The sequence below is a fragment of the Yersinia mollaretii ATCC 43969 genome (genome assembly GCF_013282725.1).
Taxonomy (GTDB): domain Bacteria; phylum Pseudomonadota; class Gammaproteobacteria; order Enterobacterales; family Enterobacteriaceae; genus Yersinia; species Yersinia mollaretii.
This window is the reverse complement of record NZ_CP054043.1, coordinates 352908-379898: the sequence shown is the minus strand read 5'-3', so window position 1 is coordinate 379898 and position 26991 is coordinate 352908. Positions and strand designations below refer to the sequence as shown.

Sequence of the window (26991 nt, the reverse complement as noted above, 5' to 3'; positions counted from 1 at the left end):
CATCGTTCCCCCCTATTTGTCGCCCAGCATAATCCCCGTTTGCCCTACGATCAGGGGCTGACCATCTACCACCATTGGCGTCATAAAGATCTTATTATGGGTAAGATAATCCAGAGCACCATCAATCATTTTGCCAGACGTCGGGTTATAGAAAAATATAGGGCTATAGTCAAAGGTAAGTTGCTTATTCTTTGCCACTGCCTCGGTGAATTTACCTTTGAAAATAAATCGATTATCGTTGGGGTTAGTAATTGTGCTGATATATCCACTTGGGATGGCGGTAATACGGGCGTCGTAGACCTCTTTCTGCTGCGACAGTAAATCATAAAAGCCAATTTGTAGCCGAATCTGAGGCAGTTTTTGGGGTTCCTCTGCCTGTGACACCGCTGAGGTCGTCAGCGAGAGACAAAGCGCCGACACGGCCAGCAGCAAGCTATTTTTTACAGATAGCCACTTCATTTATCTTTCTCTCCATCTCAGTGTAAATCAAATTATTCAGTAACTGACTATTCTGTCGCCAGTGGTAAATCGTCATATTTAGCTGACTTTTCGCACATTGGCTCTCTACCATAAACGTAAAATCTAGCCGTCGTATTGAGACGTTGTAATAAACAGCAATACGGGTATTACTGGGTTTCAGCACTTTATTAATCTCATACAGCGTATCTTGTATTCGTTTATTCAAATCATCATCATATTGCTGTGATAAATTATCATCGACGAGCTGGAACAATTTGATATTGCTGTATACCGATTGATCCTGTTGGATAGCGCTATACTGCGGCCCCTCTTGCTCTTTGTGTGAGAATTGCCTAAAACTGACAATAATCACCGCGATGAACAGCAAGACAATAAGCCCATTTTTCCATCCGAATATTTGCCGCTTTTTAGTAGGAACCGTGGTATTGGGTATAACTACCGGTAAGGTTTGGGGTAATACGGGGAGTACTTCTGTTGTAGGCGCACTTTCACTGCTTGCTGATACTTGCTCACCCATGGGGGCAATCAATTCTATCTCTGGCTCGGGGGCTATTAACTCCATCTAGGACGGGAGGATGGCGCTGGTCACTGGTGTCGAGTCGGCAAGCCGTTGAGTGGGTTCGGCAACCTCTTCTGAGGTGATTTCTTCAATGATTTCGCAAAACGTCGGATCTAATAAATAGCCCATTTTGGGGATAGTTTGGATCATACGCTGCTGCTTATTTTCATCCCCTAGCGCCACGCGCAAGGTGTGAATAGCATTCGGTAGGCTGTTGTTACCAATAATTCGGCGTTTCCACACCAACGTGGTTAATTCATCACGAGATAAAATCTCACCGACATGCTCTAGCAAAACGGTGATCAGTTTTAATTGGTACTCACCTAGGCGCTTTAGTTCTTGCGTCTCTCGGTGAGTAATAAAACCGGAGTCGAGGTCGATAGACCAATTGTTCACTATATAAGTGCGGTTTTTCATATTGTATTTTTGAGAAATCTATTAAAATTGATCGCGAATAACTCATAATTACCTGAAACTACATTAGACCGTTTGATTGGTTTTAGTGAACTTTTCAGTGAAAACGCTAATAACCGAGAATATTTCCTAGTAAATTAACATACTGAAGCATAATGCTCGGATGATTTGATTTTTACTATTATTAACTAAAATGAGCCGTATAATCAATAAATTAATAAACTCATTTGTATTCTGATAGTTAGATTATATTTTAACATATTAGTTTAGGCTTGAAATCTTTATGGGTATTATTACTGCCCTCGCCAGCGAGGGTGATATGCATGGCTAGAAATGAATAATTAATCGTGATTATCACGTAATAAATTAAGTTAATCTTATTGGTTTACTGTGCCGTTAATTTCGGATGGCAATTTCAATAAACAGTAACACGACTGCAATCTCCTCTATAGTGGAAACCACGGTGAGAATAGTGAAGTCAGCGGAAAAAAGCTGAATAGCGATATGGGTATATTTCACCGTCCAGCCTATCCTCGAACCTTCAGGGCTGGACGGTGTTTTATTGGCGATATTCGAACTCAGGAAATGGCGTTAATCCCATTAACTTTTATCGAGTCCCGTCATCTGTAACGGCAATAATTATCGCGGCGTTATCGTGACAGTATTGCCATTGGTGGCAATGGTCACCCGCTGGCCTGCATGGAACTGTGTCACCCCTTGCGCCTGAACAACCAAGAAGGTGGTGCCATTATCACGGCGAACTTCCAGTTCAACCCCACTACTGCGATTCATCATGCTCTGGACTTGTTGGCCGACCACGCCGCCCGCCACCGCACCTGCGGCTGTGCCGAGACGACGCCCGGTGCCGCCACCAATGGTATTACCGAGAAAACCACCCACAACAGCCCCGCCTACCGCACCTGCAATGTTGTTCCCATCACCACCCTGAATAGTGACTGGGCGGACAGAAACTAAGGTACCGTAAGTCACCGATTGGGCTTGGCCCGCCTGAGAGCTGCTGAAAGTATCGCCCGAAAGTGTATTATTATTGGCGCAGCCACTGAGTGTGGCGACGGTTATAGCAGCAACAATGAATGGTTTTATCATAGCGGACCCTTCCTACTTGAAGTTGCAGCGGTGTTAGCTGCGCTCGTTACTCGACCCGTCCCTGGGGCTCGCCTCTGCGAGGCCGCTGCAAGCAGCGTACAAATCAGCTCCCGGCAGATTTGTCACCCGAATCACTGACTAGAGTCAGCTCATCGGAACTCGCGCGTATGTTGCCTAACCGGTTGAATAGTGACCGGTTAGGGAATCATAGCACGACTTATTTGCCGATAAATTGATTAATATACAAAATATACAATTAACTACGATATGAGTGAGTTTGATTAATGGCTGTGTGCCTTCGCGGCAGGGGTTGGTTGGCAGAAACCCGCGAGTTGAGTGGGATGCTCTAGCAGTGAAAGGTAGTGGTTAACATGACGGCTACCTTTGGTGGCCCGTAATTGAAGTGCGAGATTAATATCCGCCAGAATTTGGGCATTTTGCGCTATTTGAGCCTCTAGCTTCCCATGGCTGCTTAGCCACTCGGCCACACTGGCCCAGTTCCAAAGCGGTGATGAACCACTCAGGCGCTGGATGGGCGAGGGGAAATCACCCGGGCCGCGTGTGCCATCTTTTAGCATGGTCACCGCCTGACGTGACATATGGCTGAGACTCGCAATATCACTCAGCCCAACATAATGGGCATCTACCGCGATAACTGTGGCACCCAAATTGGCGGATTCAATATCATTAATCGCGCTAAAAACAGCTTGGGTAATGGATTCACTTTGGCGATCAAATTCTAAATAAACAGATTTGCCATAAAAACAAATTAACGCATCATCACAACCGTGGCTAAACAGAGAGTCTTCTAAATCTGCGGTATCAGCGGTGACTCCTGCCAGCATCAGTGAAAAGTGATAGAACTGCATCCGGTGCGCCTCCCAAAAAGGCGGTTACCCGCCTTGTGATAGTGATTCTTCGTCAGTAGGGCTACACGTATTGACCTTGCGGTATATCTGTTTTCCATGATTTTCGGCGTTTTTAGGTGTAGACCAAATACTCATCTGATGTTGGTTATGTTCAGATATTCCACAGTAGAGACGACCAAAAGCATGCCCATTACTTGAACGAAATTTCCAGCCCTTAGAGAGTGCATAGTCAATGGCTGCTTGAATATGCTTATTGGGATGATCCTTCATCGCCCTCCTGATTACCTAGGGAAGTCTAAATTGAGTGTTGACGGATGTCAACGGCGCTGTGTATTAAAGTACATAACGAGGGTAACAATGTGGTGGTGCAGGTCATATTCCAGAAACTCTGAAAATAGCCTCAAAGGGCGGGAATAAGAGCAGGATTGCGGAGGATCGCCCAAATCAGGAAAAAAGCTGCGTTTTTCCGTTTATTGGGGTTTATTGAAAATGGGGGGCATGGTATTGCCTTGGCATAATCCATTTTTTGACATTAAGATTTATCATTAGAATGATAAAGATGTGACTTTGAATGATCAATCCGAATGAAAATGATAAGAATCCGATTGGACGTTCGATTTAACAATTCGCATTAGAAGAGAAGGTTAGACTAATGGCGAATCATACTGACTTATATTTTCAGATTTTCTCCGCTTTATTGTTATATGGCCCGATGCTCGCCAGAGTGAAGGTCTCAACGCACCCATTCCGGCAGGATGTAGCGAGATAGAGTGTTTCACTTTTCTCATTTTGTGAAATTTTAATTTCCAGTTAAATAACTAAAGTAAGTAACGTGGAATTAAAGTCATTACATTAATTAATTTATTTTTGGCTAATGATATTGAATTTCATCTGCAACATTCGCTATATCGCGTGACAGATTTTCTATTTTCTGGCAAATGAAATATTTTGCTGAAACGGTTTTAGTTCACATATATTTCCTGAACACTCGTTCAATCAATTTCCATTGATAAAGATCAACTTAATTTAATTTGTAAGGTTACAAACTATTAACACAATATCCTTCATCTATCAAAGTGCAGGTGTGTTTTCCGCCCTCCTGTACTTCGAAATCTATTGGATATAAAACCATGTTTTTAATAGGGGTATGCCCGTCACCCGTATCGGGTATATAAACCATAGAATAAGAATAACAGGGGAAAAAACATGCTTTCCCAGCATGGCGTCAACCGTCGTGATTTTATGAAGCTTTGTGCAGCACTGGCTGCCACCATGGGCCTTAGCAGCAAGGCTGCCGCTGAAATCGCTAACACGGTCAGTTCACCGCAGCGGCCACCGGTCATCTGGATTGGTGCGCAAGAGTGCACTGGTTGTACTGAATCGCTGCTACGTTCTACTCATCCCACCATTGAGAATCTGCTGCTCAGCGTTATCTCAATGGAGTATCACGAAGTGCTGTCTGCGGCATTTGGTGAGCAAGCGGAGGAGAATAAGCACCGGGCCATCGAGCAGTACAAAGGGAAATATGTGCTGGTAGTCGATGGCTCTATCCCGCTGAAAGATGGCGGGATTTACTGCATGGTGGCGGGAAAACCGATTGTTGAGCATATCCGCGAAGCCGCGGAACATGCCGCCGCCATTATTGCCATTGGCTCCTGCTCTGCTTGGGGTGGCGTGCCTGCGACGGGCGGCAATCCTACGGGCGCGGTGAGCTTGCAAGCGGCTCTGCCCGGCAAGACGGTGATTAATATTCCCGGTTGCCCGCCCAACCCGCATAACTTCTTGGCGACCGTCGCCCATATCATCACTTTCCAGCGGCCGCCCGCACTGGACGCCAAGAACCGCCCCACTTTTGCTTATGGCCGCTTGATTCATGAAAATTGCGAGCGCCGTCCGCACTTTGATGCCGGCCGCTTTGCTCGCCAATTTGGTGATGAGGGCCATCGGCAGGGGTATTGCCTTTACCACTTAGGCTGCAAGGGGCCAGAGACTTACGGCAACTGCCCGACACTGGAGTTCTGTGATGTCGGTGGCGGTATCTGGCCGGTCGGTATTGGTCATCCTTGCTACGGCTGCAACGAAGAGGGAATTGGCTTTACCAAAGGCATCGCCCAATTGGCGAATGTGGAAAACCCCACGCCGCGTGCTGAAAAACCGCTGATCAATAACCCTGAAGGGGGCGAAGTTTCCACCACCGCGACGGCGCTGCTCGGCGGTGTGGTGGGATTGGTGGCCGGGGTCAGCCTGATGACGGTGCGTGAGTTGGGGCGGCAACAGAAACAGCGCCGCAAAGATGACGATCACTCATCGCCGGAGGAGTAGCCGTGAACCGACGTCACTTTTTCAAATTAGCCTCCGGTGGTGTGCTGTTGGCGGGACTCTCGCCCAGCACGCAAGCCGAGGTGCAAAACCGTCCGCCGATCCCCGGCGCGTTGAGCATGTTATATGACTCCACATTATGTGTCGGTTGTCAGGCCTGTGTGAGCAAATGCCAGCAGATCAACCATAGCGAATTTGCCGAACATGGCGAAACCTATGCGGGCGGCGAAGCGCTCTGGTCAAACAACGACAAACTCAGCCCCTACACCAACAATATTATTCAGGTGTGGACCAGCGGTGCGGGGATTCATAAAGATCAGCTAGAAGACGGCTACGCCTATATCAAAAAGCAGTGTATGCACTGCGTGGACCCCAACTGCGTTTCTGTTTGTCCGGTGAGCGCGCTGCGCAAAGATGCCAAAACCGGCATCGTCCACTATGACCCCAATGTCTGCACCGGCTGCCGCTATTGCATGGTCGGTTGCCCGTTCAATGTGCCGAAATATGATTACGACAACCCCTTTGGCAAGATCCACAAATGCGAGTTGTGCAATCAGAAAGGGGTGGAGCGGCTGGATAAAGGCGGGCTACCCGGCTGTGTTGAAGTCTGCCCAACGGGCGCGGTGATTTTCGGCACCCGTGAGGAGTTGCTCTCTGAGGCACAACGGCGGCTGACTCTGAAACCGGGCGAAAACTACCGCTTCCCACGTCAGACACTCAGCGCCAACGACACTTACGAGCACCCCGTCGCCCACTATGAGCAGCATGTTTATGGTGAGAAAGAGGGCGGCGGCACGCAGGTCTTGGTGCTGGCGGGGATTCCGGCCGAGAAACTCGATTTGCCGCCACTGGCTGACTTGGCGACCGGCGCGCGCTCTGAGCATGTCCAGCACACGCTCTACAAAGGCATGATCCTGCCACTGGCAGTACTGGCGGGTGTGACGGCACTGGTGCATCGCAATACCCGCGATGAGCGCAAGGATGACGATCATCAAGATCCGCCAGAGACGCAAAACAAAAAGGAAGATCGCGATGACGATGCATAAATCCAGCCCACTGGGTGGGCGGTTGGTCAGTTGGCCAGTCATGCTGTTAGCGCCCTTTGTGGTGCTCTGCGCGCTGCTGATAGTCAAGCGTTTGGTGCTCGGGCTGGGGTCTGTCAGTGATTTAAATGGCGGTTTCCCGTGGGGCATCTGGATCGCCTTCGACCTGCTGGTCGGCACTGGCTTAGCCTGTGGCGGCTGGGCGCTGGCGTGGGCGGTTTACGTGTTTAACCGTGGTGAATATCACCCGCTGGTGCGCCCAGCACTGCTCGCCAGCCTGTTTGGCTACGCGCTCGGCGGCTTGTCGATCACCATTGATGTGGGCCGCTACTGGAATCTGCCGTACTTCTTCATCCCCGGCTATTTCAATGTCAACTCGGTGCTGTTCGAAACCGCCGTCTGTATGACGATTTACATCGGTGTAATGGCGCTGGAGTTTGCACCCGCCCTGTTCGAACGCCTCGGCTGGAAAGTGTCACTCAAGCGGCTGAACAAAGTGATGTTCTTTGTCATCGCTCTCGGTGCGTTGCTGCCCACGATGCATCAATCCTCCATGGGGTCACTGATGATTGCGGCGGGGGCCAAGATCCATCCGCTGTGGCAAAGCTATGAAATGCTGCCGCTCTTCTCCCTGCTGACCGCTGCCATTCTGGGCTTCTCGATTGTCATTTTCGAAGGCTCTTTAGTGCAGGCGGGATTGCGAGGGCGAGGGGCCAATGAAGCGCCGCTCTTCACCCGCTTAACCACCATTATTGATCTGTTCCTGCTGCTGTTTGTGCTGCTGCGCCTCGGTGAAGTTATCGTGCGCCATAAGACCGACTATCTGTGGCATTTTGATCGCTACGCCATCGCCTTCTGGGCCGAAATCGTACTGATGACACTGCCGCTGCTGATGTTCCGCATTCGGCGGGCCAGAGAGGACAGTCGCTTACTCTTTATCGGCGCGCTCTGCATGATTGGCGGCGCGGCACTCTGGCGGCTCAACTACTCGCTACTGGCCTTCAACCCTGGCGGGGGCTACAACTACTTCCCCACCACCAGTGAAATCCTGATCTCAATCGGCTTCGTCGCTATTGAGGTCTGCGCCTACATTTTATTGATTCGGCTGTTGCCGGTGCTTCCCGCTCACGGACAGTTACATAAGAATAATCAGACAGAGGTAAAGCATGAGCCAACGCATCACCATTGATCCCGTCACCCGAATTGAGGGGCACCTGCGGATCGACTGCGAAATTGAGGATGGCAAAGTTATCAAAGCGTGGTCCTCCGGCACCATGTGGCGTGGCATGGAAGAGATTTTACAAGGTAACGATCCGCGCGATGCGTGGATGATTGTGCAGCGCATTTGTGGCGTCTGTACCACCATTCATGCCATCGCCTCAGTGCGCGCTGTGGAGAACGCGCTGGGGATGGAAGTGCCCGTCAACGCGCAGCATATCCGCAACTTGATTCTGGCGGCACACAGCATCCACGACCACATTGTGCATTTCTATCAGTTGTCGGCGCTGGATTGGGTGGATATCACCTCCGCGCTGCAAGCCTCGCCACAAAAGGCCGCCGCCCTGTTGAGCGGGTTGTCTAGTTGGCCGTTGAACAGCGCCGAAGAGTTCACCCGCGTGCAGCAGAAAATCAAGGATCTGGTTGCCAGCGGGCAGTTGGGTATTTTTGCCAACGGCTACTGGGGCCATCCGGCGATGGCCTTGCCGCCAGAGGTGAATTTGATTGCCGTGGCGCACTACCTGCAAGCACTGGAGTGTCAGCGCGATGCTAACCGTATCGTGGCGGTGTTGGGCGGTAAAACCCCGCACATTCAGAATCTTGCGGTAGGCGGGGTGGCTAACCCCATCAATCTGGATATGCCGAGTGTGCTCAATCTGGAGCGCCTGATGCTGGTGAAATCCTTTATCGATCGGCTGGGCAGCTTTATTGAGCAAGTCTACAAAGTCGATACGGCGGTGATCGCCGCTCACTATCCGGGCTGGCTCCATCTGGGCAAGGGGGCTGATTACTACCTGAGCGTGCCGGAGCTGCCCACTGACCGCAAAGGCGAAACCTTCCTGCTGCCGGGCGGCTATCTGGATAATGGCAAGTTCCGTCCGATCGCCAATCACAATGATCCCTATTTGATTCAAGGCATTGCCGAAAGTGGCAAACACGCTTGGTATCAGGACGACGAACCGCTCGCGCCGTGGGAGGGGAAAACCAACCCTAACTACACTGGCTGGCAGGAGGATGGCAAATATTCGTGGGTAAAAGCGCCGACATTTTACGGCAAAACCGTGGAAGTGGGGCCGCTGGCGTGGCTGATGTGTGGCATCGCGGCAGGCCATGAGCCGACTCAACAGCACTTCAGCGATATCGGCGCGGCTTATCAAAAACTCAGCGGGCAGGGGATCACGGCCGAGCAGTTGCCTTCGACACTGGGCCGCATTATTGGCCGCGCGGTGCACTGTTGCGTGCTGCATGAAACGCTGGCACAGCAATGGACGGCGCTGGTCACCAATATCGGCACTGGCGATGTGGAGACCTTTATCAAGCCGGATATCCCCTTGACGGGCGAAATACGCGGCGTGGGATTTGAAGAGGCCCCGCGCGGCATGTTGTCGCACTGGGTGGTGATCAAAGAGGGCAAAATCGCCAATTATCAGGCGGTGGTGCCATCGACTTGGAATGCCGGGCCACGTAACTATAACGATGAACCGGGGCCATACGAGCAAGCGCTGGTAGGTACGCCGATTGCGGATCCTGCCAAACCACTGGAGGTGGTGCGAACTATTCACTCATTCGACCCGTGCATGTCTTGTGCCGTACATATTGTTGATACAACGGGCAACGAAGTGACCAAAGTCAAGGTGCTGTGATGGGGATTTTGGTATTAGGTATAGGCAATTTATTACTGAGTGATGAAGCGGTGGGGGTGCGTCTGGTGGAAGCACTGGAGCAGCGCTTTGACATCCCTGCGGGCGTCGAAGTTCTGGATGGCGGCACGGCGGGGCTGGAACTGATGGAGGCGATGGCAAATCGCGACCATCTGATTGTGGCGGATGCGGTGTTAACCGGCCAGTCACCGGGCAGTGTCGCGGTGCTGCGCGATAAAGAGATCCCCGCCATGTTTAGCCGCAAAGTGTCGCCCCATCAATTGGGCCTCTGTGATGTGTTGATGGCGCTGCAACTGACGGATGAGTTCCCGCGCCAACTGACACTGGTGGGTGTGGTGCCAGAGTCATTAGCGCCGGGGATCGGCCTGACTCCCACCGTGACGCAAGCGATGGAGCCAGCGCTGGAGCAAATTTTGGCGGCGCTGCGGGCCAGCGGCATCACCCTCAACCCACGGGAGGTGCGCCATGTCTGATCTCGTTATCGGCCATGAACAAAATCCCGCGGCACTGTTGGAGCAAGTCTTCGGCCAAATAGCCGATGATGAGATGCGCGGCTTGCCGTTTTACCGTGACCCCATCCCAATGCGGGCCTGTGGATTCCAGCTATTTGAGCAGCAGTGGATTGGCGTGTTATTGACCCCGTGGATGCTGAGTTTAGTGGTGTTACCGGGGCCACAGCAAAGCTGGCCGCGCCGTGCGGTAGGTGAGCGCCTGATGCTAGAACTGCCTTGTGGCACCGTCGGTTTTACCGTCAGTGAAGTGGCGGGCTGCGGCCAATACTTGAGCCGCTCGCTGATGTCGCCGCTGAATACCGCCCTCAGTGCCGAACGGGCGCTACAACTGGCGGAACAGAGTGCACGTATGGCGCTCTCACTGCCGGTGGTGGATGTTGACGGCCCCGCCAATCCACGGCGACGGGCGTTGTTTAACAAAGTTAGCCAAATAAAGAATCAACATGCATGAAATCAGCTTATGCCTCAGCACGTTAGAGCTGATTGAACAGCAGGCGCAGCGCCACGGTGCCAAACGGATCACGGCGGTATGGCTGGAGATAGGCGCACTCTCTTGCATCGAAGAGAGCGCCTTGCGATTCAGTTTTGATGCCGCCAGCCGCCAGACACTGGCCGCCGATTGCCAATTGCATCTCAGCTACTTGCCCGCGCAGGCGTGGTGCTGGACGTGCAGCGCCAGCGTAGAGATTGAACGGCACGATGCCGGGTGCCCGCATTGCGGCAGCCATGCTCTGCAAGTGGAGAGTGGCAGCCATTTGCAGGTAAAACAGATAGAAGTGGAATAATTCTGAAGGAGTGAGTTCCTATGTGTACGACTTGTGGTTGCGCCAGCGGTGAGCGAAAAATTGAGGGCGACGACAGTCACCACCACGATCATCATCATGATGACGAGCATCACCACGACCATCATGGCGATCATCACGACCACCACGATGAGGGTCACCATCATCATCCTCACGACAGCGAAACCCACGCGGCAAAGATTCAGCATAAACATAAACACAACTATGTCGCCAAAGGTACGCAGCCAGTGATTGTTCATCACCACTATTACTACCATCAGGGGGATGTTCATCATCACTATCATGGTAAATCTCTTGATCAAAACCTCGCGTCTGAGCCGCTGACGATCACCGAACCCGATGACACGGATGCGCCCGCCACTGAAGCTTTTACCCCGCAGCTACATGCTGACCAGCAAGGGCTGCACTACGGGCAGGGCGAGGCTGGTAGCCATGCGCCGGGAATGGGCCAGCGCCGTTTGCTGCAAATCGAGCAAGATGTGTTGAGCAAAAACAATCAGCTAGCCAGCCATAACCGCGCGCATTTTGTCGAGCAACATATTCTGGCGCTGAATCTGGTTTCCAGCCCCGGCTCCGGTAAAACCACCCTGTTGACCACCACCTTGCAACGGCTGGCTGGGCAGGTGCCGTGCGCGGTGATTGAGGGCGATCAGCAAACCACCCATGATGCCGAGCGCATTCGGGCCACTGGGGTGCCAGCGATTCAGGTCAACACGGGCAAAGGCTGCCATCTGGATGCACAGATGGTGCATGATGCTGCGCACCGCTTGGGCCTGAACAACGACAGCCTGCTCTTTATTGAAAACGTCGGCAATTTGGTCTGCCCCGCCAGCTTTGATCTGGGCGAGCGTCATAAAGTAGCGGTACTCTCGGTGACCGAGGGCGAAGATAAGCCGCTGAAATACCCCCATATGTTTGCCGCATCGACCCTGATGATTATCAATAAAATCGATCTGCTGCCCTATCTGGATTTCGATATTGATCAGTGCATCGCCTATGCCCGTCAGGTGAACCCAGAGATTCAGGTAATTGCCCTGTCCGCCAGTAGCGGCGAGGGGATGGATTTGTGGCTGGAGTGGTTGGAGACACAGCGATGTGCTTAGGCGTCCCCGGTAAAATTGTCGCCGTGGGTGAAGATATCCACCAGCTAGCTTGGGTGGAAGTGAGCGGCGTAAAACGTGAAATCAATATCGCGCTGGTGTGCGACGACTCCCCTGCGGCCCTGCTGGGCCAGTGGGTGTTGGTGCATGTCGGCTTCGCCATGAGCTTGCTCGATGAAGAGGAGGCCCAGCAAACACTGGCCGCGCTGGCCCATATGCAGGCGGTCGGGCTGGATCTGGACGAGATGACAAGCGGGGCGGGTGATGCGCTACGTTGATGAGTTCCGCGATCCCGCCTTAGTGAGCGCCTTACTGAGCCGGATCGAACACTTACTGCCGCAATTGCCGGATCAATCGCGTTTGCCGTTGCAGATCATGGAGGTGTGCGGCGGTCATACCCACGCCATCTTTAAGTTTGGCCTCGATCAACTGCTGCCGGACGGGCTGGAGTTTGTCCACGGGCCGGGTTGCCCGGTCTGTGTGTTGCCGATGGGGCGTATCGACAGTTGTCTCGAAATTGCCGCCCATCCCGAGGTGATTTTCTGCACCTACGGCGACGCCATGCGGGTACCGGGGCGCAATGGCTCGATGCTGGATGCCAAACGGCGCGGCGCGGATATTCGCGTGGTCTACTCGCCACTGGATGCCCTGACACTGGCACAGCGCAACCCCACGCGCGAGGTGGTGTTTTTCGGCCTCGGCTTCGAAACCACTATGCCCGCCAGTGCTTTAACCCTGCAACAGGCTAAGCGGCTGGGGCTAACCAACTTCAGCCTGTTCTGCCAGCACATCACCATTATTCCGACACTGCGTAGTCTGCTACAACAGCCGGATGTGCGCATCGACGGTTTTCTGGCCCCCGGCCATGTCAGCATGGTGATCGGCACTTCGCCCTACGATTTTATTTGCGATCAATTCAATAAACCGCTGGTGGTCACTGGCTTCGAACCGCTGGATATCCTGCAAGGGCTGGTAATGCTGCTGGAGCAAATGGTCAGCGGGCGCTGCGTGGTCGAAAACCAGTATCGGCGCATTGTCCCAGACAGTGGCAACTTACTGGCGCAACAGGCGCTGGCCGAGGTGTTTACCGCCAAAGCCAGCAGCGAATGGCGCGGCTTGGGTGAAATAGCCGACTCCGGTGTCCAGCTCAGCCCGGCTTATCAGGCGTTTGATGCCGAGTTGCGCTTCAACCCGCAACAGCAGCGAGTGGCCGATGATCCACGATCCCGTTGCGGCGATGTGCTGACCGGGCGCTGCAAGCCCGATCAATGCCCGCTGTTTGGTGGCGAATGCACGCCAGAAAATGCATTTGGGGCGCTGATGGTTTCTTCCGAGGGAGCCTGTTCAGCCTATTATTTGTACCGATAGTTTTTATATCAGAGTAATGACAAGGCTGATTGGCGGGGAAATGTGCCGAATGGGTCGTAGCGACGTAAGTCGCCGGAGCGCCCATCGGTGCAGTCGCCCCGCCAGACTCCGAACTATAAATATTGGTTATCAAAATCAATAAATCAGGCCACAACTAAATGAATAAAAAAGAGATCACCTTGGCCCACGGCAGTGGTGGGCGGGCGATGCAGAGCTTGATCGAGTCGTTGTTTCTGGCGGCATTCTCTAATCCGGCGCTGAATGAGCGGGAAGATCAGGCGCGCATCGCACTGGCAGATCTGGTCACACAGGGAGATCGGCTGGCCGTTTCGACTGACAGCTATGTGATTGATCCCATCTTCTTCCCCGGTGGCGACATCGGCAAACTGGCGGTGTGCGGTACTGCCAATGATGTGGCAGTCAGTGGCGCGACCCCGCGCTACCTCTCCTGTGGCTTTATTCTGGAGGAGGGGCTGCCAATGGCGGACTTAGAGCGCATTGTGCAGTCAATGGCCACCACCGCACAGCAGGCGGGCATTCAGATCGTCACCGGCGATACCAAAGTGGTCCAGCGCGGGGCGGCAGATAAGATCTTTATCAACACCACCGGTATTGGCGTGATCCCCGCCGACATTCAGTGGGGAACCGCGATGATCCGTGCCGGTGATCGGATTGTGGTCAGCGGCACCTTGGGCGATCATGGCGCGACCATCCTCAATCTGCGCGAGGGCTTGGGGCTGGAGGCGGAACTGATCAGTGACTGTGCGTTACTGGCCCCGCTGATTGCACCGCTACGGGCTATTGCGGGAGTGAAGGCGCTACGTGATGCGACACGTGGCGGGGTCACCGCGATTCTGCATGAATTTGCGGCGGCCAGTGGTTGCGGCATGGAGATCAACGAAGCGAGTCTGCCGCTCAAACCGGCGGTGCGCGGGATTTGCGAACTGCTGGGGCTAGACGCGCTCAACTTTGCCAATGAAGGCAAGTTGGTGCTGGTGGTCGCCCCCGAGGCGCAAGAGGCGGTATTGGCCGCACTGCATCGCCATCCGCTGGGGCAAGATGCCGCGGTGATCGGGCAAGTGACCGAACGCCAGCAAGTGCGATTATGTGGTGCTTTTGGGGTCTCGCGGCGTTTGGATCTGCCGCTTGATGAACCCTTACCCCGCATCTGCTGATCCCCTGCGTCCTTGAAGCTGCAGACGATTAACAAGTTGATAATCGGGGAAATGTGCCGGATGGGTCGTAACGGCGTGAGCCGTCGGAGTGCCCATCGGTGCAGTCGCCCCGCAATCTCCGAGCGACAAAGCAGAGTGCTAGCAACAATGTTAAGGAGCTTTTGTGGATGAAAACGGCCTCTGCCTGCGGGTAAAAGGTAAGGTGCAGGGAGTGGGATTTCGGCCCTATATCTGGCAGCTTGCCCACCGTTTTGGGCTACGAGGTGATGTCAGTAACGACAGTGCGGGCGTCACGGTTCACCTGTGGCAATCTGCGGCGGTGGCGGACTTTCTGCGCGCATTGCCGCAAGAGTGCCCGCCACTGGCGCAGATCGACAGCATCACCACCGCCCCCTACCACTGGGCGCCACCGCCACTGGATTTTGTGATTCACCACAGCGGCGCGGGGCAGATGGACACCCAAATCGTGCCGGATGCGGCGACCTGTGATGCCTGTCTGCACGAAATGAACAATCCCTCCGACCGCCGCTACCGCTATCCCTTTATCAACTGCACCCACTGCGGCCCGCGCTTCACCATTATCCACCGGATGCCCTACGACCGCCCCGATACGGCGATGGGCGAATTCCCGCTGTGTGCGGCCTGTCAGGCTGAATATGACCATCCCGCCGACCGCCGTTTTCATGCTCAACCCAATGCCTGTGCGGTGTGTGGCCCGCAATTGTGGCTGAGTGGGGCAGATGGACAGGCCGTGGCGCACGGCTTCAGCGCAGTAGAACAGGCCGCGCAAGCCCTGCTGGCGGGTGAAATCGTGGCGATCAAAGGATTGGGCGGTTTTCATCTGGCGGTGGATGCCACCCATGCCGCCGCGGTCGCCCGATTAAGAGATCGCAAGCAGCGGCCCTCTAAGCCGCTGGCGGTGATGCTGCCGAATGTGGATTGGTTGATGCGCTGTGTGAAAAGTGGCGATGAGGGCGCACTGCTCCGCTTACTGCGTAGCTCGGCGGCTCCGATTGTCTTGGTGGCGAAACAGCCCGACAGCCCACTCTGTGCGGCGGTCGCGCCGCAATTATCGGAAATCGGCGTGATGCTCCCCGCCAATCCACTGCAACATCTATTGCTGCAACAGGTGGCGCGCCCGCTGGTGATGACCTCCGGCAATGGCAGCGGTAAGCCCCCGGCGCTTAGCAATGAGCAGGCGCTGAGCGCCCTGAGTGATATCGCCGATCACTGGCTGCTACACAACCGACAAATTGTGCAGCGGGCCGATGATTCACTGGTGCGTTTCACGGAGCAGGGGGCGGAAATGCTGCGCCGCGCGCGCGGTTACGTGCCGGACACCTTCGAATTGCCGCCGGGATTTAGTCAGCAGCCCGCCATTTTGGCGCTGGGTGCCGACATGAAAAACACTTTTTGTCTGCTGCGCAATCACGCCGCCGTCTTGAGTCAGCACTTGGGGGATTTGGCGGACAGTGATATCGCGCAACAGCAACAGCAGCTCTTGGCGCTGTTTTGCCAGATCTACCATTTTACGCCGCAGGCGGTGGTGGTGGATGCCCATCCCGCTTATGTCAGCCATCAGTGGGGTAAAGAGTGGGCCGCACAGCAGGAGATTCCCTGTGTGGCCGTGCTGCATCACCATGCGCATCTGGTGGCTTGTCTGGCAGAGCATGGCTGGCCGCGAGAGGGCGGGGCGGTGATTGGGCTGGCACTGGACGGTTTGGGTTATGGCGCAGAGGGGCAGTTGTGGGGGGGCGAGTGTTTGCGGGTGGATTATTCCGACTGTGAATACGTGGGCGGCTTACCCGCCGTGGCGATGCCGGGGGGGGATCTGGCCTCCCGTCAGCCATGGCGTAACCTGTTGGCACAGTGGCAGCGTTTTGTACCGCACTGGCAGCGGTTACCCGAAGCGGCGGCGATTGCACAGCCACAAGGGGCGGTGTTGGCTCGGGCCATCGAACGCGGGATCAATGCGCCGCTGGCCTCTTCGACGGGGCGGTTATTTGATGCGGTGGCCGCCGCGCTCAATATTGTTCCGTCGTCGATAAGCTGGGAGGGGGAGGCGGCTTGCTTGCTGGAGGCGCTGGCAGGGCAAAGTGCTCAATCCATCCCGCCCGTGACCCTGCCATTGGGTGAGGATAACCAACTGGATTTAGCCACTTTTTGGCAGCAATGGCTGGCCTACGATGCCTCGCCCGCTGATCGGGCCTATGCTTTCCACTTTGCACTGGCGCAGGGCTTTGCCGCGTTGGCACGTCAAGCGGCTCAGCACTTTGGCATTGATACTATTGCTTTTTCTGGTGGCGTGCTGCACAACCGACTGTTGCGAGAGTTGCTTTGCGCGCAGTTGAGCGACTTCCAGCTCTTGTTGCCGCAGCGCCTACCCGCCGGTGATGGCGGATTGGCCTTGGGGCAAGCCCTGATTGCCGCTGCCCGTGGCGGAGATAACAGGCGGATCATAAAGACGCCGTAAATCCTTCCTTGCTCATTTTATATTCAGCAAATGTTTTGTCATGGTTTACTCTTTAAATGGTGAGCATTCTCATTATTTGCTTTTCCGGTCTTTTTCTACCTCCCGGTTTCTTAATGACACAGAAATTAGTCACCTAATAAATGGATAGGAAAATACAATGGCCATTCAGAAGAGTTATAAGATAGCGGCGCTGCTCGTCGTTGGGATATTCATGGCAGGCTGCGCCTCAAAAGTGACAACCAGCGCACAATTCTCCGGTTTTCTTGGCGATTACAGCAAGTTACAAGAAACGGAATCCGCCAGTGGTCAGAAAGTCTTGCGCTGGATTTCACCTGATTTTAATGCGGCTAAATATACTGGCGCTTATTATACGCCGATGATCTATTTCCCTGCCCCGACGCCAACGTCGAGGGTGAGCCAAAAAACCTTGGATCAAATATTGGCTTACGCGAATAAGAGATTGAAAGAGGCGGTCAGCCATCAATTACCTTTAGTGAATTCACCGAAGAGACGCAATACCTTGATTGTGCGCGCGGCCATTACTGCCGTCTCTGCCGAAGATAAAGATCTGGAAGTGTATGAGATGATCCCGATAGGTGCGGTGATTGCTGGCACTATGGCTGCCAGTGGGAATCGCGCGCAAAATACGGCCCTCTATCTCGAAGTGCAGGTGATCGACTCCAATACCGGGAAGCCGGTGATTGTGGTGGTGCGTAAAGCCTACGGCAAAGAAGTCAGCAACAGTGGCGCGCCGATAACAGCGGAAGAGGTGAAGAGCACGGTGGATACCTTGGTTTACGACATTATTAATTTCAAAGCCAAAAGCCAACCCACTCCTTAACAATAGCGCGACCTTTCAGCCTCGACAGGCCATTGGCTCCGAGGCTGAACGGCGGCTAGTCGTAGTGCGCATTACGAATAAGCACGGATAAATCATAAAGTTTCATTGGCTTGCCCAATAAATAACCCTGTACTTCATCGCACATCAGCGTCTGCAAGTAGCCCAATTGTGTCTCGGTTTCGACCCCTTCTGCCGTCACCGTCATCGAGAGCGCATGGCCCAGATTAATGATGCCCTCGACAATCGACTGCCCCTCGTGGGATTCCGCCAGCTCATCAATAAAGCTTTTATCAATTTTCAGCCCATCAAACGGGAAGCGGCGCAGATAATTAAGTGATGAGTAACCGGTGCCAAAATCATCCATTGATAGGCGCACGCCAAGGGCTTTAAGGGCGGTCATGGTCTTAAATGCCCCGTCGGCATCTTCAATCATAATGCGCTCGGTGATCTCCAGCTCCAGCCGATGGCTGGGGAGTCCGGTCAGCAGCAGCACTTGTCGCACCCGCTCGATCAGGCGCTGGCTTCTGAATTCAATGGCAGAAATATTGACCGAAACAATCAGTGATGAGTGCCATGTGGAGGCATCCTGACACGCCTGCAACATGGTCCAGTCGCTGATGGAGGTGATAAGCCCGGTCTCTTCCGCCAGCGCGATAAATTGATCCGGCATCAGCAGCCCTAGCACCGGGTGATTCCAGCGCACCAAAGCTTCGGCTCCAGTCAGTTGGGTGCCTTCGATGCGGTAACGCGGTTGGTAATAGAGGCTGAATTCGTTGTGTTTGACGGCCTGACGTAAAAAACGCTCCAGTTCGCTGCGCTGCATCAGGCGATCATTCATCTCACTGGAGTAGAAACTCCAGCGGTTGCGGCCACTGTTTTTGGCTTCGTACATGGCAATATCGGCAAACCGCAATAGCTCCTCGGCTTGCATGGAGTCCTGTGGTGCTAGCGCAATGCCGATGCTGGCCCCAATATAAATATCCTGACCATTGATGACGTAGGGGCTTTCGATGCGGGCTATCACGCGGGCGCAGAGCTGCTCGATCTCTTTGATTGATGAAAGGCCGGTAATAATCAGAATGAACTCATCGCCCCCTTGGCGAGCGACCAAATCTTGATCGCGCAAGCAGCTTCTGAGCCGCTCAGAGACTTGATGCAACACCATATCGCCCGCCACATGGCCGAAGGTGTCATTAACTGGCTTAAATTTATCTAAGTCAACATTGAGAATCACCAGCGGATGCGGTGCCGCAGCCAGATTTCGCAGCTTACTCTCCAGAAACTCCTTCATTCGCAGGCGGTTAGGCAACCCCGTCAGCGCGTCATGCAGCGAGAGATGCTGAATACGTTCCTGCGCTTCTATTTCTCGGGTGATATCTGAGGCGGTGCCACGGAATCCTATCGTTTCATCATTCTTGATGATGGGTTTGGCATAGATCCGGCAGATGCGCTTCTCACCTTGCGCAGAAAAATAGGTGCATTGCAGCTCATTACGCGACTCGGTGAGATGGGTGTGTTGCAGCCAAGCGCGCAGCGGCATAATGTCGCAATTAAGCAGCGAATCCAGATTACGCCCCAGCCAATGCTCCACACTTAATCCGGTAATGGTTAAGAATCGCTGCGACAAATAGGTGATGCGCAGATTGGCATCGGTCTCCCATAACCAGTCGGTGGCGGCTTCGGCGACATGACGAAAACGCTCTTCACTGGCGATCAAGGCGGTTCTGTTTTCATCGGCAATCTGCGCCTCGGACATGGCGCGTCGGAGAACCAACCAGCCGGACAGCCCAAGGATCAGCGCCACCAGCGCCAGCAGCGGGAGCAAGATATTGAGCAACTGCGCCCCCGGCATATTTTGATTCCAATGCAACGCTAACATGCTGTTATCATTGGAGGATAACCGCACTGACGGGCTGGCGGCGGCATCCTCTTTGCTGCGTGGAATGCGCAGTTGATGGATGCCGTAATCTTCACCTAACGCATTCAGCTCGGCTTGTGTCAGCAGGTCGATAAAAACCAAAACGGAAGGCGCGCCGGGGATGGATTTAATACGCGGATCATTGCCTGTGGTTAATGCGGCGACGGCCACCAGAGCGGGTTGCCCTGCCACTTCAATGGTTTCTGTGGCAATAAATTGCTCTTCAGCCCGCTGACGGGCGGCATCAATGAGCGGTGTAATATCGGCATCAAGCCAATCCGGTAGGGCGGTATTTGCCAGACGCCCTTTGATGACGGAGTAGCGGGTCTTTCCCTGCCCATCCACCACAAAGACGCCCTCATAACGAAAATCGTTATAGAGAGATGGCCCCAGATTTTGGCTGACATAAGCCCAATCAGGGTCCACTTTGACATGCAGATGCTCATAAGCATCACCCCAAAATGCATTATCTTTTATGCGAACTTTTATCGCGTCCTGACGCATTTGCCAGGCTTTCTCGACCAGAAATCGGCTTTGGGATTGCGCTTGCTCATTTAATTGCGAGGCGATGTAAATAATGCCGATGGCAGCAATAATAATGGTCGCCCCGACTAACAAGGCCATGGCCTGTAAAGTCTGTTTCGCGAAGAAAACATTATCCCCTTTTGCCCGTGTTTCCGGCTTCTTGGAGTCGGTCATGGTGAATTCCCTTAGCACTGACGAAGTTCGGGCTGATCTTTAGTTGATATAAATATTTGTTTAATCAGCAGGAAGCGATGACTCTGAGGCAATACAAGCTAGCATAATTCCGTGCACTTATAATTTGAGCTTAGAATAATTTGATGTCCGTATGCTGTTTTTTTCAGCAAAAAGAGCACAATTCAGAAAAAGCCTATAGCCCTACGCCTCCGATAATTTGGATGTGTGATGTATTTATTTCGCGGGCGGCGCGAAATGGCGGAATATTCATCAGGCCGTGATAGGAATTTTTGTCGTAAGACGCTAAAGTCACATCAGAATATGATTAATCCCACGACGCATTATTGCAGCCGCACCGAACCCCGTTATCCTGCCGAGAGTAAGGAATAGACCACCATGCCCACACTGAAATTGATTTGTCACAGGATAATGGCTGACGTGCAGCAAATCCGGCTTACTCGGCAACGCGCGGTGACCCCCGCGATCATGGCGCTATTTTTGAGCTTTGGCGCGACGGCCGCCGACGCGCCGCTGCCTGCGGTGACTGTGGCACTGGTGACTTCGGCCACGCCAGACACAGCGCTGCAATATCTGGGACGCGTGGAAGCCATTCAAGCGGTGGATGTGACGACGCGCACCGAAGGTTTTATTGCCCGCCGACTCTTTACCGAGGGGCAGATGGTTAAGCAGGGGGATCTGCTGTATGAGATTGATCCCGCGCTGCATCAGGCGTCCGTCACGCAGGCGCAGGCGCAGCTTGATAGCGCGACCGCCAGCGCCAATCATGCACAAGTGAATCTTACCCGTTTGCAGCGGTTAGGGAATAATCGCTCGGTCAGTCAGGCGGAGGTCGATGAAGCGCAGGCGCAGCGGGATATCAGCCGCGCCGCCGTGGCACAGGCGCAGGCCAACTTACAGATTCAGCAGTTACAGCTCAGTTTCACCCAAATCACCGCCCCGATCAGCGGCCAAATTGGTCACAGTCGCTTTAATGTCGGCAGCCTGATTAACCCCGCCAGCGGCACCTTGGTCAGTATTGTCCAGCTTGACCCGATTCGCGTGGCGATCGCCGTCAATGAACGAGACTACATCACCGCGACCTATCAGCTCTCTGCGGCAGGAACGCCCGCTGACAACACCGCACTGGCGTTTGGTCATTTCACTCCCCGCATTCAACTGGCGAATGGTAAGCAGTACCCAGAGAGTGGCGTGTTTGAATCCGTCGATAACCAAATCGATAAGCAGACCGGCACCGTGACCATCCGCACCCGCTTTGCCAATCCACGGCATCTGCTGCTGCCCGGTGGGGTGGTGAATGTGTCGCTGGCGGCAGAAACCGCCAAATCGGTGATGGCGATCCCCATTGCTGCATTACAGCAGAATAAGCAGGGCCATTTTGTGTTGGTGGTGACGGAGAAGGATCAGGTTGAGGTGCGGCCCGTGACCCTCGGCGAGCAGTTTGAACAACAATATGCCGTGAAGACGGGTCTGAAAGTGGGCGAGCGGGTGATTGTGGCGGGGCTGCAACATGTGCGCCCCGGTATGACGGTTAATGCCACAGTGGCTACGCCGCTGACCGCGAATTAAGGGGAAGGCCAGATGCTGCATTTCTTTATCCGTCGCCCTAAGTTTGCCATTGTTATCGCACTGGTGATCACCATTGTCGGTTGGGTGTCACTGCATGTGATTCCGGTGGAGCAATACCCCGACATCACGCCGCCAGTGGTCTCAGTCAGTGCCGTCTATCCGGGGGCTAGCGCCCGTGATGTGGCGCAAGCCGTCGCCTCGCCACTTGAGGCTCAGGTCAATGGCGTCAGCAATATGCTCTATATGGAGTCGACCAGCGCCAATAATGGCAGCTATCAGCTCAGTATCACCTTTGCCAGTGGCACCGACCCCGATATGGCGGCGGTTGAGGTGCAAAACCGCATCTCTCAGGTGAGCGCCCAACTGCCGGCGGAAGTGAATGAAAACGGCATTTCGGTGCGCAAGCGGGCCTCTAACCTGCTGCTGGGAGTCAGTGTCTTTTCGCCGAAACAGACCCATGACGCCCTGTTTGTCAGCAACTACACCAGCATTCAGTTGCGTGATGCGATTGCGCGTATTAATGGTGTCGGTGATGTACAGGTGTTTGGCGCGCGCGATTACAGTATGCGCGTCTGGTTGAACCCGCAACGCATGGAATCGCTGAATGTCAGCGTGCAAGATATTGTCGCAGCACTACAACAACAGAATGTGCAGGCGGCGGCGGGGCAGATTGGTTCATCCCCGTCGATGCCCGATCAACAGCAGACTCTGACTATCAGCGGGCAGGGGCGGCTGACTGACCCGCAGCAGTTCGCCAATGTGATTATTCGCAGCAATCCTCAGGGCGGTATGATTCGTTTGGGTGATGTTGCGAGGGTGGCGTTGGGGGCGCAGAACTATCAGGTTAGCGCGGCACAAAATCAGACGGAATCCGCCTTTTTAGTGGTCTATCCGGTACCCGGTGCCAATGCCCTCAATGTGGCGAATGGAGTGCGGGATGAGATGGCGCGGCTGTCGGCCTCATTCCCGCCTGACCTGACCTATGAAATCAACTATGACTCCACTCTGCCCGTTACCGCGACCCTGCATGAGATCGCGCTGTCACTGACCCTGACCCTGATTGTGGTGCTGGCGGTGGTCTATCTGTTTTTGCAAAGTCTGCGGGCGACCTTTATTGTCGCGCTCACCATTCCTGTTTCTCTGCTCGGCACCTTTGCCGTGCTCTATGTCTTTGGTTACTCAGCCAATACCCTGAGCTTGTTCGCCATCATTCTGGCCCTGACCATCGTGGTGGATGATGCCATTGTGGTGGTGGAGAACGTCGAGCGTTTATTGTCGAATGATCCGAATCTGACCCCTGCGGAAGCTACCAAACAGGCGATGGGCCAGATAGCTGGGCCGATTATTGCCACCACACTGGTGCTGATGGCGGTATTCGTGCCGATAGCCATTTTGCCGGGCATCATTGGTGAGCTGTATCGCCAGTTTGCCGTGACCCTCTCGGCGGCGGTGATTTTGTCCAGTATCAATGCGTTAACCCTCAGCCCGGCACTGTGTGCGGTACTGTTGAAGCGGCGAACACTGGCGACCACGGGGGTCTTTGGCGGCATCAACCGTGGCTTGGATCGCGCCCGTGATGGCTATGTCTCATTGACGGGCCGTATCAGTAGTCGCGCAGTATTCAGTATTGCCGCGCTGTTGCTGGTGGGATTCGCTACCTGGTGGGGCTACACCCGCTTGCCGACCTCGTTCCTGCCGGAGGAGGATCAGGGCTACTTCTTTGTCAGCTTACAACTGCCGGATGGGGCTTCCCTGAATCGGACGCAGACGGTCATGGATCAGATGTACCAGCAAGTGACCGCCAATGACGCCGTCGAGGATGTGATCAAAATCACCGGTTTCAGTTTGCTCAGCGGCAACAATGCTCCCAATGCCGGATTTGCCATTGTGATGCTCAAACCTTGGGGGCAGCGGCCACATATTGATCGGGTGCTCGCCAGCATTCAAGCCAATCTAGCGGCGATTCCGTCGGCGATGATTATGGCGGTCAACCCCCCGGCGATTGCGGGGCTGGGCAGTGCGTCTGGTTTTGATCTGCGCATTCAGGCGCTCTTGGGTCAATCACCGCAGGAGTTGGCTCAGGTGAGCCAAGGGATTATTTTTGCCGCCAATCAAGATCCGAAACTGAGCCGGGTATTTACCACCTTCAGCGCCTCAGTACCCGAAACCAATTTGAGCATTGATCGTGACCGCGCCGCACTGCTACAGGTGCCGGTCAGCCGCATCTTCCAGACGCTGCAAACCTCACTCGGCGGGATGAATGCCGGTGATTTCACCCTGAATAACCGCATGTTCCGCGTGCAATTACAAAATGATATGGATTTTCGCCAGCGCACGGCGCAGATCAATAGCCTGAATGTGCGCAGTGACAACGGGGCGTTGGTCAGTCTGGCGAATCTAGTCACCCTAACGCCCTCCGTCGGTGCCCCCTTTATCAGCCATTTCAACCAGTTCCCTTCGGTTGCGGTGAGTGGTTCGGCGGCTGACGGGGCCAGTTCGGGTCAGGCCATGACGGCGATGGAGGCGCTATTGGCGCAGAATTTACCGCAAGGCTACAGCTATAGCTGGAGTGGGATGTCATGGCAGGAGCAGCAAACGGGCGGGCAGGTGGTGTTTATCTATCTGGCGGCGCTGGTGTTCGCGTATCTGTTTTTGGTTGCCCAGTATGAGAGCTGGAGCATTCCGCTAGTGGTGATTCTATCGGTGGTATTTGCGGTGGGCGGGGCGGTGGCAGGGCTATCAGCGATGGGCTTTGCCAACGATGTCTATGCGCAAATCGGCTTGGTGCTGCTGATTGGGCTGGCGGCCAAGAATGCCATCTTAATTGTCGAGTTCTCCAAAGCGCGGCGCGAAGAGGGGGCCACGATTGCCGAGGCCGCGCGGGATGGGGCCAAACAGCGCTTCCGTGCGGTGATGATGACGGCAATTTCATTTATTCTTGGCGTGATGCCACTGGTTTTCGCCAGCGGTGCCGGGGCGATGAGCCGCCAGATTATCGGTATCACCGTGTTTGGCGGCATGTTGATGGCGACGGCGGTGGGGATTCTGTTTATTCCGGCGCTCTACCTGCATGTTCAGCGGCTACGGGAGTGGACTAAATCTCGCAAGTCGCCGTCGGATGAAGGCCCACAACACTAAAACTCTACCAACGACCTGATACATAGTGCCGGAAAAGCGCTATGTATCAGGGCCGTCTGACCCTGCTGCATCTTTGTGCATCTGCTGCTAAAAAGTGCGAGAAATGCGCACAATCAGTGCCTCGCCCCTCCATTATTGCCCCATTCCCATTATAAAAAGTGAGGGTATATCTGCCCATTCGCGGGCGTCCCCTATTTGGTACAAACTTTGCTTTATCCCTAGACCGCACGATTACCGTTTAATGGCTTTGATGGGGATAAGGTATGTCACAGGCGAAACAAGCACCGGAATTAAAACGCACCTTGGGCAGTTTTCAATTATGGGGGATTGCCGTTGGGTTGGTGATCTCCGGCGAGTATTTTGGTTGGAGCTACGGCTGGGCACAGGCGGGGACATTGGGCTTCCTGTTTACTGCACTTGGCGTGGCGGCGATGTACACGGCATTTATTTTTAGCTTCACCGAATTAACCACCTCGATTCCTCATGCGGGCGGCCCTTTTGCTTATGCGCACCGCGCTTTTGGCCCCACTGGCGGTTTTATTGCCGGCCTCGCGACCTTAATTGAATTCGTCTTTGCCCCTCCGGCCATTGCGATGGCGATTGGGGCTTATATCAATGTTCAATTCCCCGCCATTGATCCTAAATGGGTGGCGGTGGGTGCTTACCTGATATTTATGTCGCTGAATATTCTGGGTGTCAGCATTGCCGCCACCTTTGAGTTATTAGTCACGATACTGGCTATCTTTGAGCTGCTGGTCTTTATGGGCGTGGTGGCACCGGGCTTTGAGATCAGCAACTTTGTCCGAGGCGGCTGGTCGGGGTCGGATACCTTCAATATCGGCGCATTATCGGGGATTTTCGCCGCGATACCCTTTGCTATCTGGTTCTTTCTGGCGATTGAGGGCGCGTCAATGGCGGCGGAAGAGGCCAAAGATCCGCAACGCACCATCCCGCGCGCTTTTATCGGCGGCATTCTGACATTAGTGGTGCTGGCGCTCGGCGTGATGGTCTTTGCTGGCGGGGTCGGCGACTGGACGAAACTCTCCAATATCAATGACCCCTTGCCGCAAGCCATGAAAATCATTGTCGGCAGTGACAGTGGCTGGTTGCACATGCTGGTGTGGCTTGGGCTGTTTGGTCTGATTGCCTCCTTCCACGGCATCATTATGGGCTATTCGCGCCAGATCTTTGCTCTGGCTCGCGCCGGGTATCTGCCTAAGCCGTTGGCAAAAGTGAATCGGCGTTTCCGCACCCCGCATCTGGCGATTCTGGCTGGCGGCGTAGTGGGGATTACGGCGATTTTCTCTGACTCATTTATCGTGATTGGCGGTATGCCACTGACGGCAAATATTGTCACCATGTCGGTATTTGGTGCCATCGTGATGTACATCATCTCCATGCTGTCACTCTTTAAGCTGAGACAAACCGAGCCGCGTCTGGTGCGCCCTTTCTCTGCGCCGCTCTACCCATTTGCTCCGGCACTGGCGCTGGCCTTGGCGGTGGTGTGTCTGGTCGCAATGATCTATTACAACCCCCTGTTGGCGCTGATTTTCGCCGGAATGATGTTCATTGGTTATATTTATTTCCGCTTAACCCACCGTTCGCGCGCGGCGGCGGCATTCGATCCGCAGTTGAGTGGTGCCGAGTGAGTTTACTCGTGGTGTAGAGGTCATCATTATTCAGGCGGCTGCGGCTGCCTGCTGAGTT

At 54.2% G+C, this 26991-nt stretch carries 23 protein-coding genes; 16 read left to right on the top strand and 7 right to left on the bottom strand.

The features are described from left to right. Nucleotides 1-12 precede the first annotated feature (12 nt). The 6 genes from HRD69_RS01645 to HRD69_RS01625 all read right to left on the bottom strand — a co-directional run bounded on the left by HRD69_RS01645 (nucleotide 13) and on the right by HRD69_RS01625 (nucleotide 3699). Nucleotides 13-459 carry a hypothetical protein gene (locus tag HRD69_RS01645; protein ID WP_032815413.1) on the bottom strand — a complete coding sequence of 149 codons (447 nt, stop codon included), beginning with the start codon at nucleotides 457-459 and terminating at the stop codon, nucleotides 13-15. Beyond that, nucleotides 434-997, bottom strand: a complete 564-nt coding sequence (locus HRD69_RS20810; protein ID WP_244263006.1) for a hypothetical protein — start codon at nucleotides 995-997, stop codon at nucleotides 434-436. The genes HRD69_RS01645 and HRD69_RS20810 overlap by 26 nt, the downstream gene beginning before the upstream one ends. Nucleotides 998-1042: 45 nt before the next feature. Next, nucleotides 1043-1456, bottom strand: a complete 414-nt coding sequence (locus tag HRD69_RS20805) for a winged helix-turn-helix domain-containing protein (RefSeq protein WP_004877350.1) — start codon at nucleotides 1454-1456, stop codon at nucleotides 1043-1045. A gap of 636 nt (nucleotides 1457-2092) precedes the next feature. Then, a complete protein-coding gene (locus HRD69_RS01635) occupies nucleotides 2093-2560 on the bottom strand; it encodes an outer membrane lipoprotein (protein WP_004877354.1) in 468 nt (155 codons plus the stop codon). 281 nt (nucleotides 2561-2841) lie between these two features. Next, nucleotides 2842-3429 carry a hypothetical protein gene (locus HRD69_RS01630; RefSeq protein ID WP_004877356.1) on the bottom strand — a complete coding sequence of 196 codons (588 nt, stop codon included), beginning with the start codon at nucleotides 3427-3429 and terminating at the stop codon, nucleotides 2842-2844. 24 nt (nucleotides 3430-3453) lie between these two features. Beyond that, nucleotides 3454-3699 (bottom strand): hypothetical protein, encoded by a 246-nt coding sequence (locus tag HRD69_RS01625; protein ID WP_004877359.1) that lies wholly within the window; start codon nucleotides 3697-3699, stop codon nucleotides 3454-3456. Between the two features lie 936 nt (nucleotides 3700-4635). Between HRD69_RS01625 and hybO the strand changes: the two genes are divergently transcribed. From hybO to HRD69_RS01560, 13 genes are all read left to right on the top strand, one after another. After that, the gene (gene hybO / locus HRD69_RS01620) at nucleotides 4636-5751 is read left to right on the top strand and encodes a hydrogenase 2 small subunit (protein WP_004877360.1); all 1116 of its coding nucleotides are present in this window, start codon (nucleotides 4636-4638) and stop codon (nucleotides 5749-5751) included. Between the two features lie 2 nt (nucleotides 5752-5753). Then, the gene (gene hybA, locus HRD69_RS01615; protein ID WP_004877362.1) at nucleotides 5754-6794 is read left to right on the top strand and encodes a hydrogenase 2 operon protein HybA; all 1041 of its coding nucleotides are present in this window, start codon (nucleotides 5754-5756) and stop codon (nucleotides 6792-6794) included. Then, the gene (hybB, locus tag HRD69_RS01610; protein ID WP_032815414.1) at nucleotides 6781-7980 is read left to right on the top strand and encodes a Ni/Fe-hydrogenase cytochrome b subunit; all 1200 of its coding nucleotides are present in this window, start codon (nucleotides 6781-6783) and stop codon (nucleotides 7978-7980) included. The genes hybA and hybB overlap by 14 nt, the downstream gene beginning before the upstream one ends. Further along, the gene (hybC, locus tag HRD69_RS01605; RefSeq protein ID WP_032815415.1) at nucleotides 7958-9652 is read left to right on the top strand and encodes a hydrogenase 2 large subunit; all 1695 of its coding nucleotides are present in this window, start codon (nucleotides 7958-7960) and stop codon (nucleotides 9650-9652) included. Before hybB ends, hybC begins: the two co-directional genes overlap by 23 nt. Continuing rightward, nucleotides 9652-10143 carry a HyaD/HybD family hydrogenase maturation endopeptidase gene (locus HRD69_RS01600; protein ID WP_032815416.1) on the top strand — a complete coding sequence of 164 codons (492 nt, stop codon included), beginning with the start codon at nucleotides 9652-9654 and terminating at the stop codon, nucleotides 10141-10143. The genes hybC and HRD69_RS01600 overlap by 1 nt, the downstream gene beginning before the upstream one ends. Next, nucleotides 10136-10633: a hydrogenase-2 assembly chaperone gene (hybE, locus tag HRD69_RS01595; RefSeq protein WP_032815418.1), complete on the top strand. Its 498-nt coding sequence runs from the start codon at nucleotides 10136-10138 to the stop codon at nucleotides 10631-10633. Before HRD69_RS01600 ends, hybE begins: the two co-directional genes overlap by 8 nt. After that, nucleotides 10626-10967, top strand: coding sequence for a hydrogenase maturation nickel metallochaperone HypA (hypA, locus tag HRD69_RS01590; RefSeq protein ID WP_032815420.1), 342 nt, complete (start codon nucleotides 10626-10628; stop codon nucleotides 10965-10967). The genes hybE and hypA overlap by 8 nt, the downstream gene beginning before the upstream one ends. A 20-nt stretch (nucleotides 10968-10987) precedes the next feature. Continuing rightward, the gene (gene hypB, locus HRD69_RS01585; RefSeq protein WP_004877374.1) at nucleotides 10988-12088 is read left to right on the top strand and encodes a hydrogenase nickel incorporation protein HypB; all 1101 of its coding nucleotides are present in this window, start codon (nucleotides 10988-10990) and stop codon (nucleotides 12086-12088) included. After that, nucleotides 12079-12363, top strand: a complete 285-nt coding sequence (gene hybG, locus HRD69_RS01580) for a hydrogenase maturation factor HybG (RefSeq protein ID WP_032815422.1) — start codon at nucleotides 12079-12081, stop codon at nucleotides 12361-12363. Before hypB ends, hybG begins: the two co-directional genes overlap by 10 nt. After that, entirely contained in the window at nucleotides 12350-13453 is a 1104-nt protein-coding gene (gene hypD / locus HRD69_RS01575; protein WP_032815423.1) for a hydrogenase formation protein HypD, read from the top strand. Before hybG ends, hypD begins: the two co-directional genes overlap by 14 nt. Nucleotides 13454-13611: 158 nt before the next feature. After that, the gene (gene hypE / locus HRD69_RS01570; RefSeq protein ID WP_004877380.1) at nucleotides 13612-14628 is read left to right on the top strand and encodes a hydrogenase expression/formation protein HypE; all 1017 of its coding nucleotides are present in this window, start codon (nucleotides 13612-13614) and stop codon (nucleotides 14626-14628) included. Nucleotides 14629-14791: 163 nt separating this feature from the next. Continuing rightward, a complete protein-coding gene (hypF, locus tag HRD69_RS01565) occupies nucleotides 14792-17101 on the top strand; it encodes a carbamoyltransferase HypF (RefSeq protein ID WP_172984591.1) in 2310 nt (769 codons plus the stop codon). 157 nt (nucleotides 17102-17258) lie between these two features. Continuing rightward, nucleotides 17259-17942 (top strand): DUF3313 domain-containing protein, encoded by a 684-nt coding sequence (locus HRD69_RS01560; protein WP_004877466.1) that lies wholly within the window; start codon nucleotides 17259-17261, stop codon nucleotides 17940-17942. A gap of 55 nt (nucleotides 17943-17997) precedes the next feature. Here the strand turns inward: HRD69_RS01560 and HRD69_RS01555 are convergent, their stop codons facing one another. After that, nucleotides 17998-20559 carry a bifunctional diguanylate cyclase/phosphodiesterase gene (locus HRD69_RS01555; RefSeq protein ID WP_004877468.1) on the bottom strand — a complete coding sequence of 854 codons (2562 nt, stop codon included), beginning with the start codon at nucleotides 20557-20559 and terminating at the stop codon, nucleotides 17998-18000. Nucleotides 20560-21045: 486 nt separating this feature from the next. On the opposite strand from HRD69_RS01555, the gene HRD69_RS01550 reads away from it, so the two are divergent. The 3 genes from HRD69_RS01550 to eat all read left to right on the top strand — a co-directional run bounded on the left by HRD69_RS01550 (nucleotide 21046) and on the right by eat (nucleotide 26933). After that, nucleotides 21046-22146 carry an efflux RND transporter periplasmic adaptor subunit gene (locus tag HRD69_RS01550; protein ID WP_479688398.1) on the top strand — a complete coding sequence of 367 codons (1101 nt, stop codon included), beginning with the start codon at nucleotides 21046-21048 and terminating at the stop codon, nucleotides 22144-22146. Nucleotides 22147-22158: 12 nt separating this feature from the next. After that, complete coding sequence (locus tag HRD69_RS01545) at nucleotides 22159-25284, top strand: efflux RND transporter permease subunit (RefSeq protein WP_004877473.1); 3126 nt, start codon at nucleotides 22159-22161, stop codon at nucleotides 25282-25284. Between the two features lie 263 nt (nucleotides 25285-25547). After that, complete coding sequence (eat, locus tag HRD69_RS01540) at nucleotides 25548-26933, top strand: ethanolamine permease (protein WP_004877476.1); 1386 nt, start codon at nucleotides 25548-25550, stop codon at nucleotides 26931-26933. The last annotated feature ends 58 nt before the right edge of the window (nucleotides 26934-26991 follow it).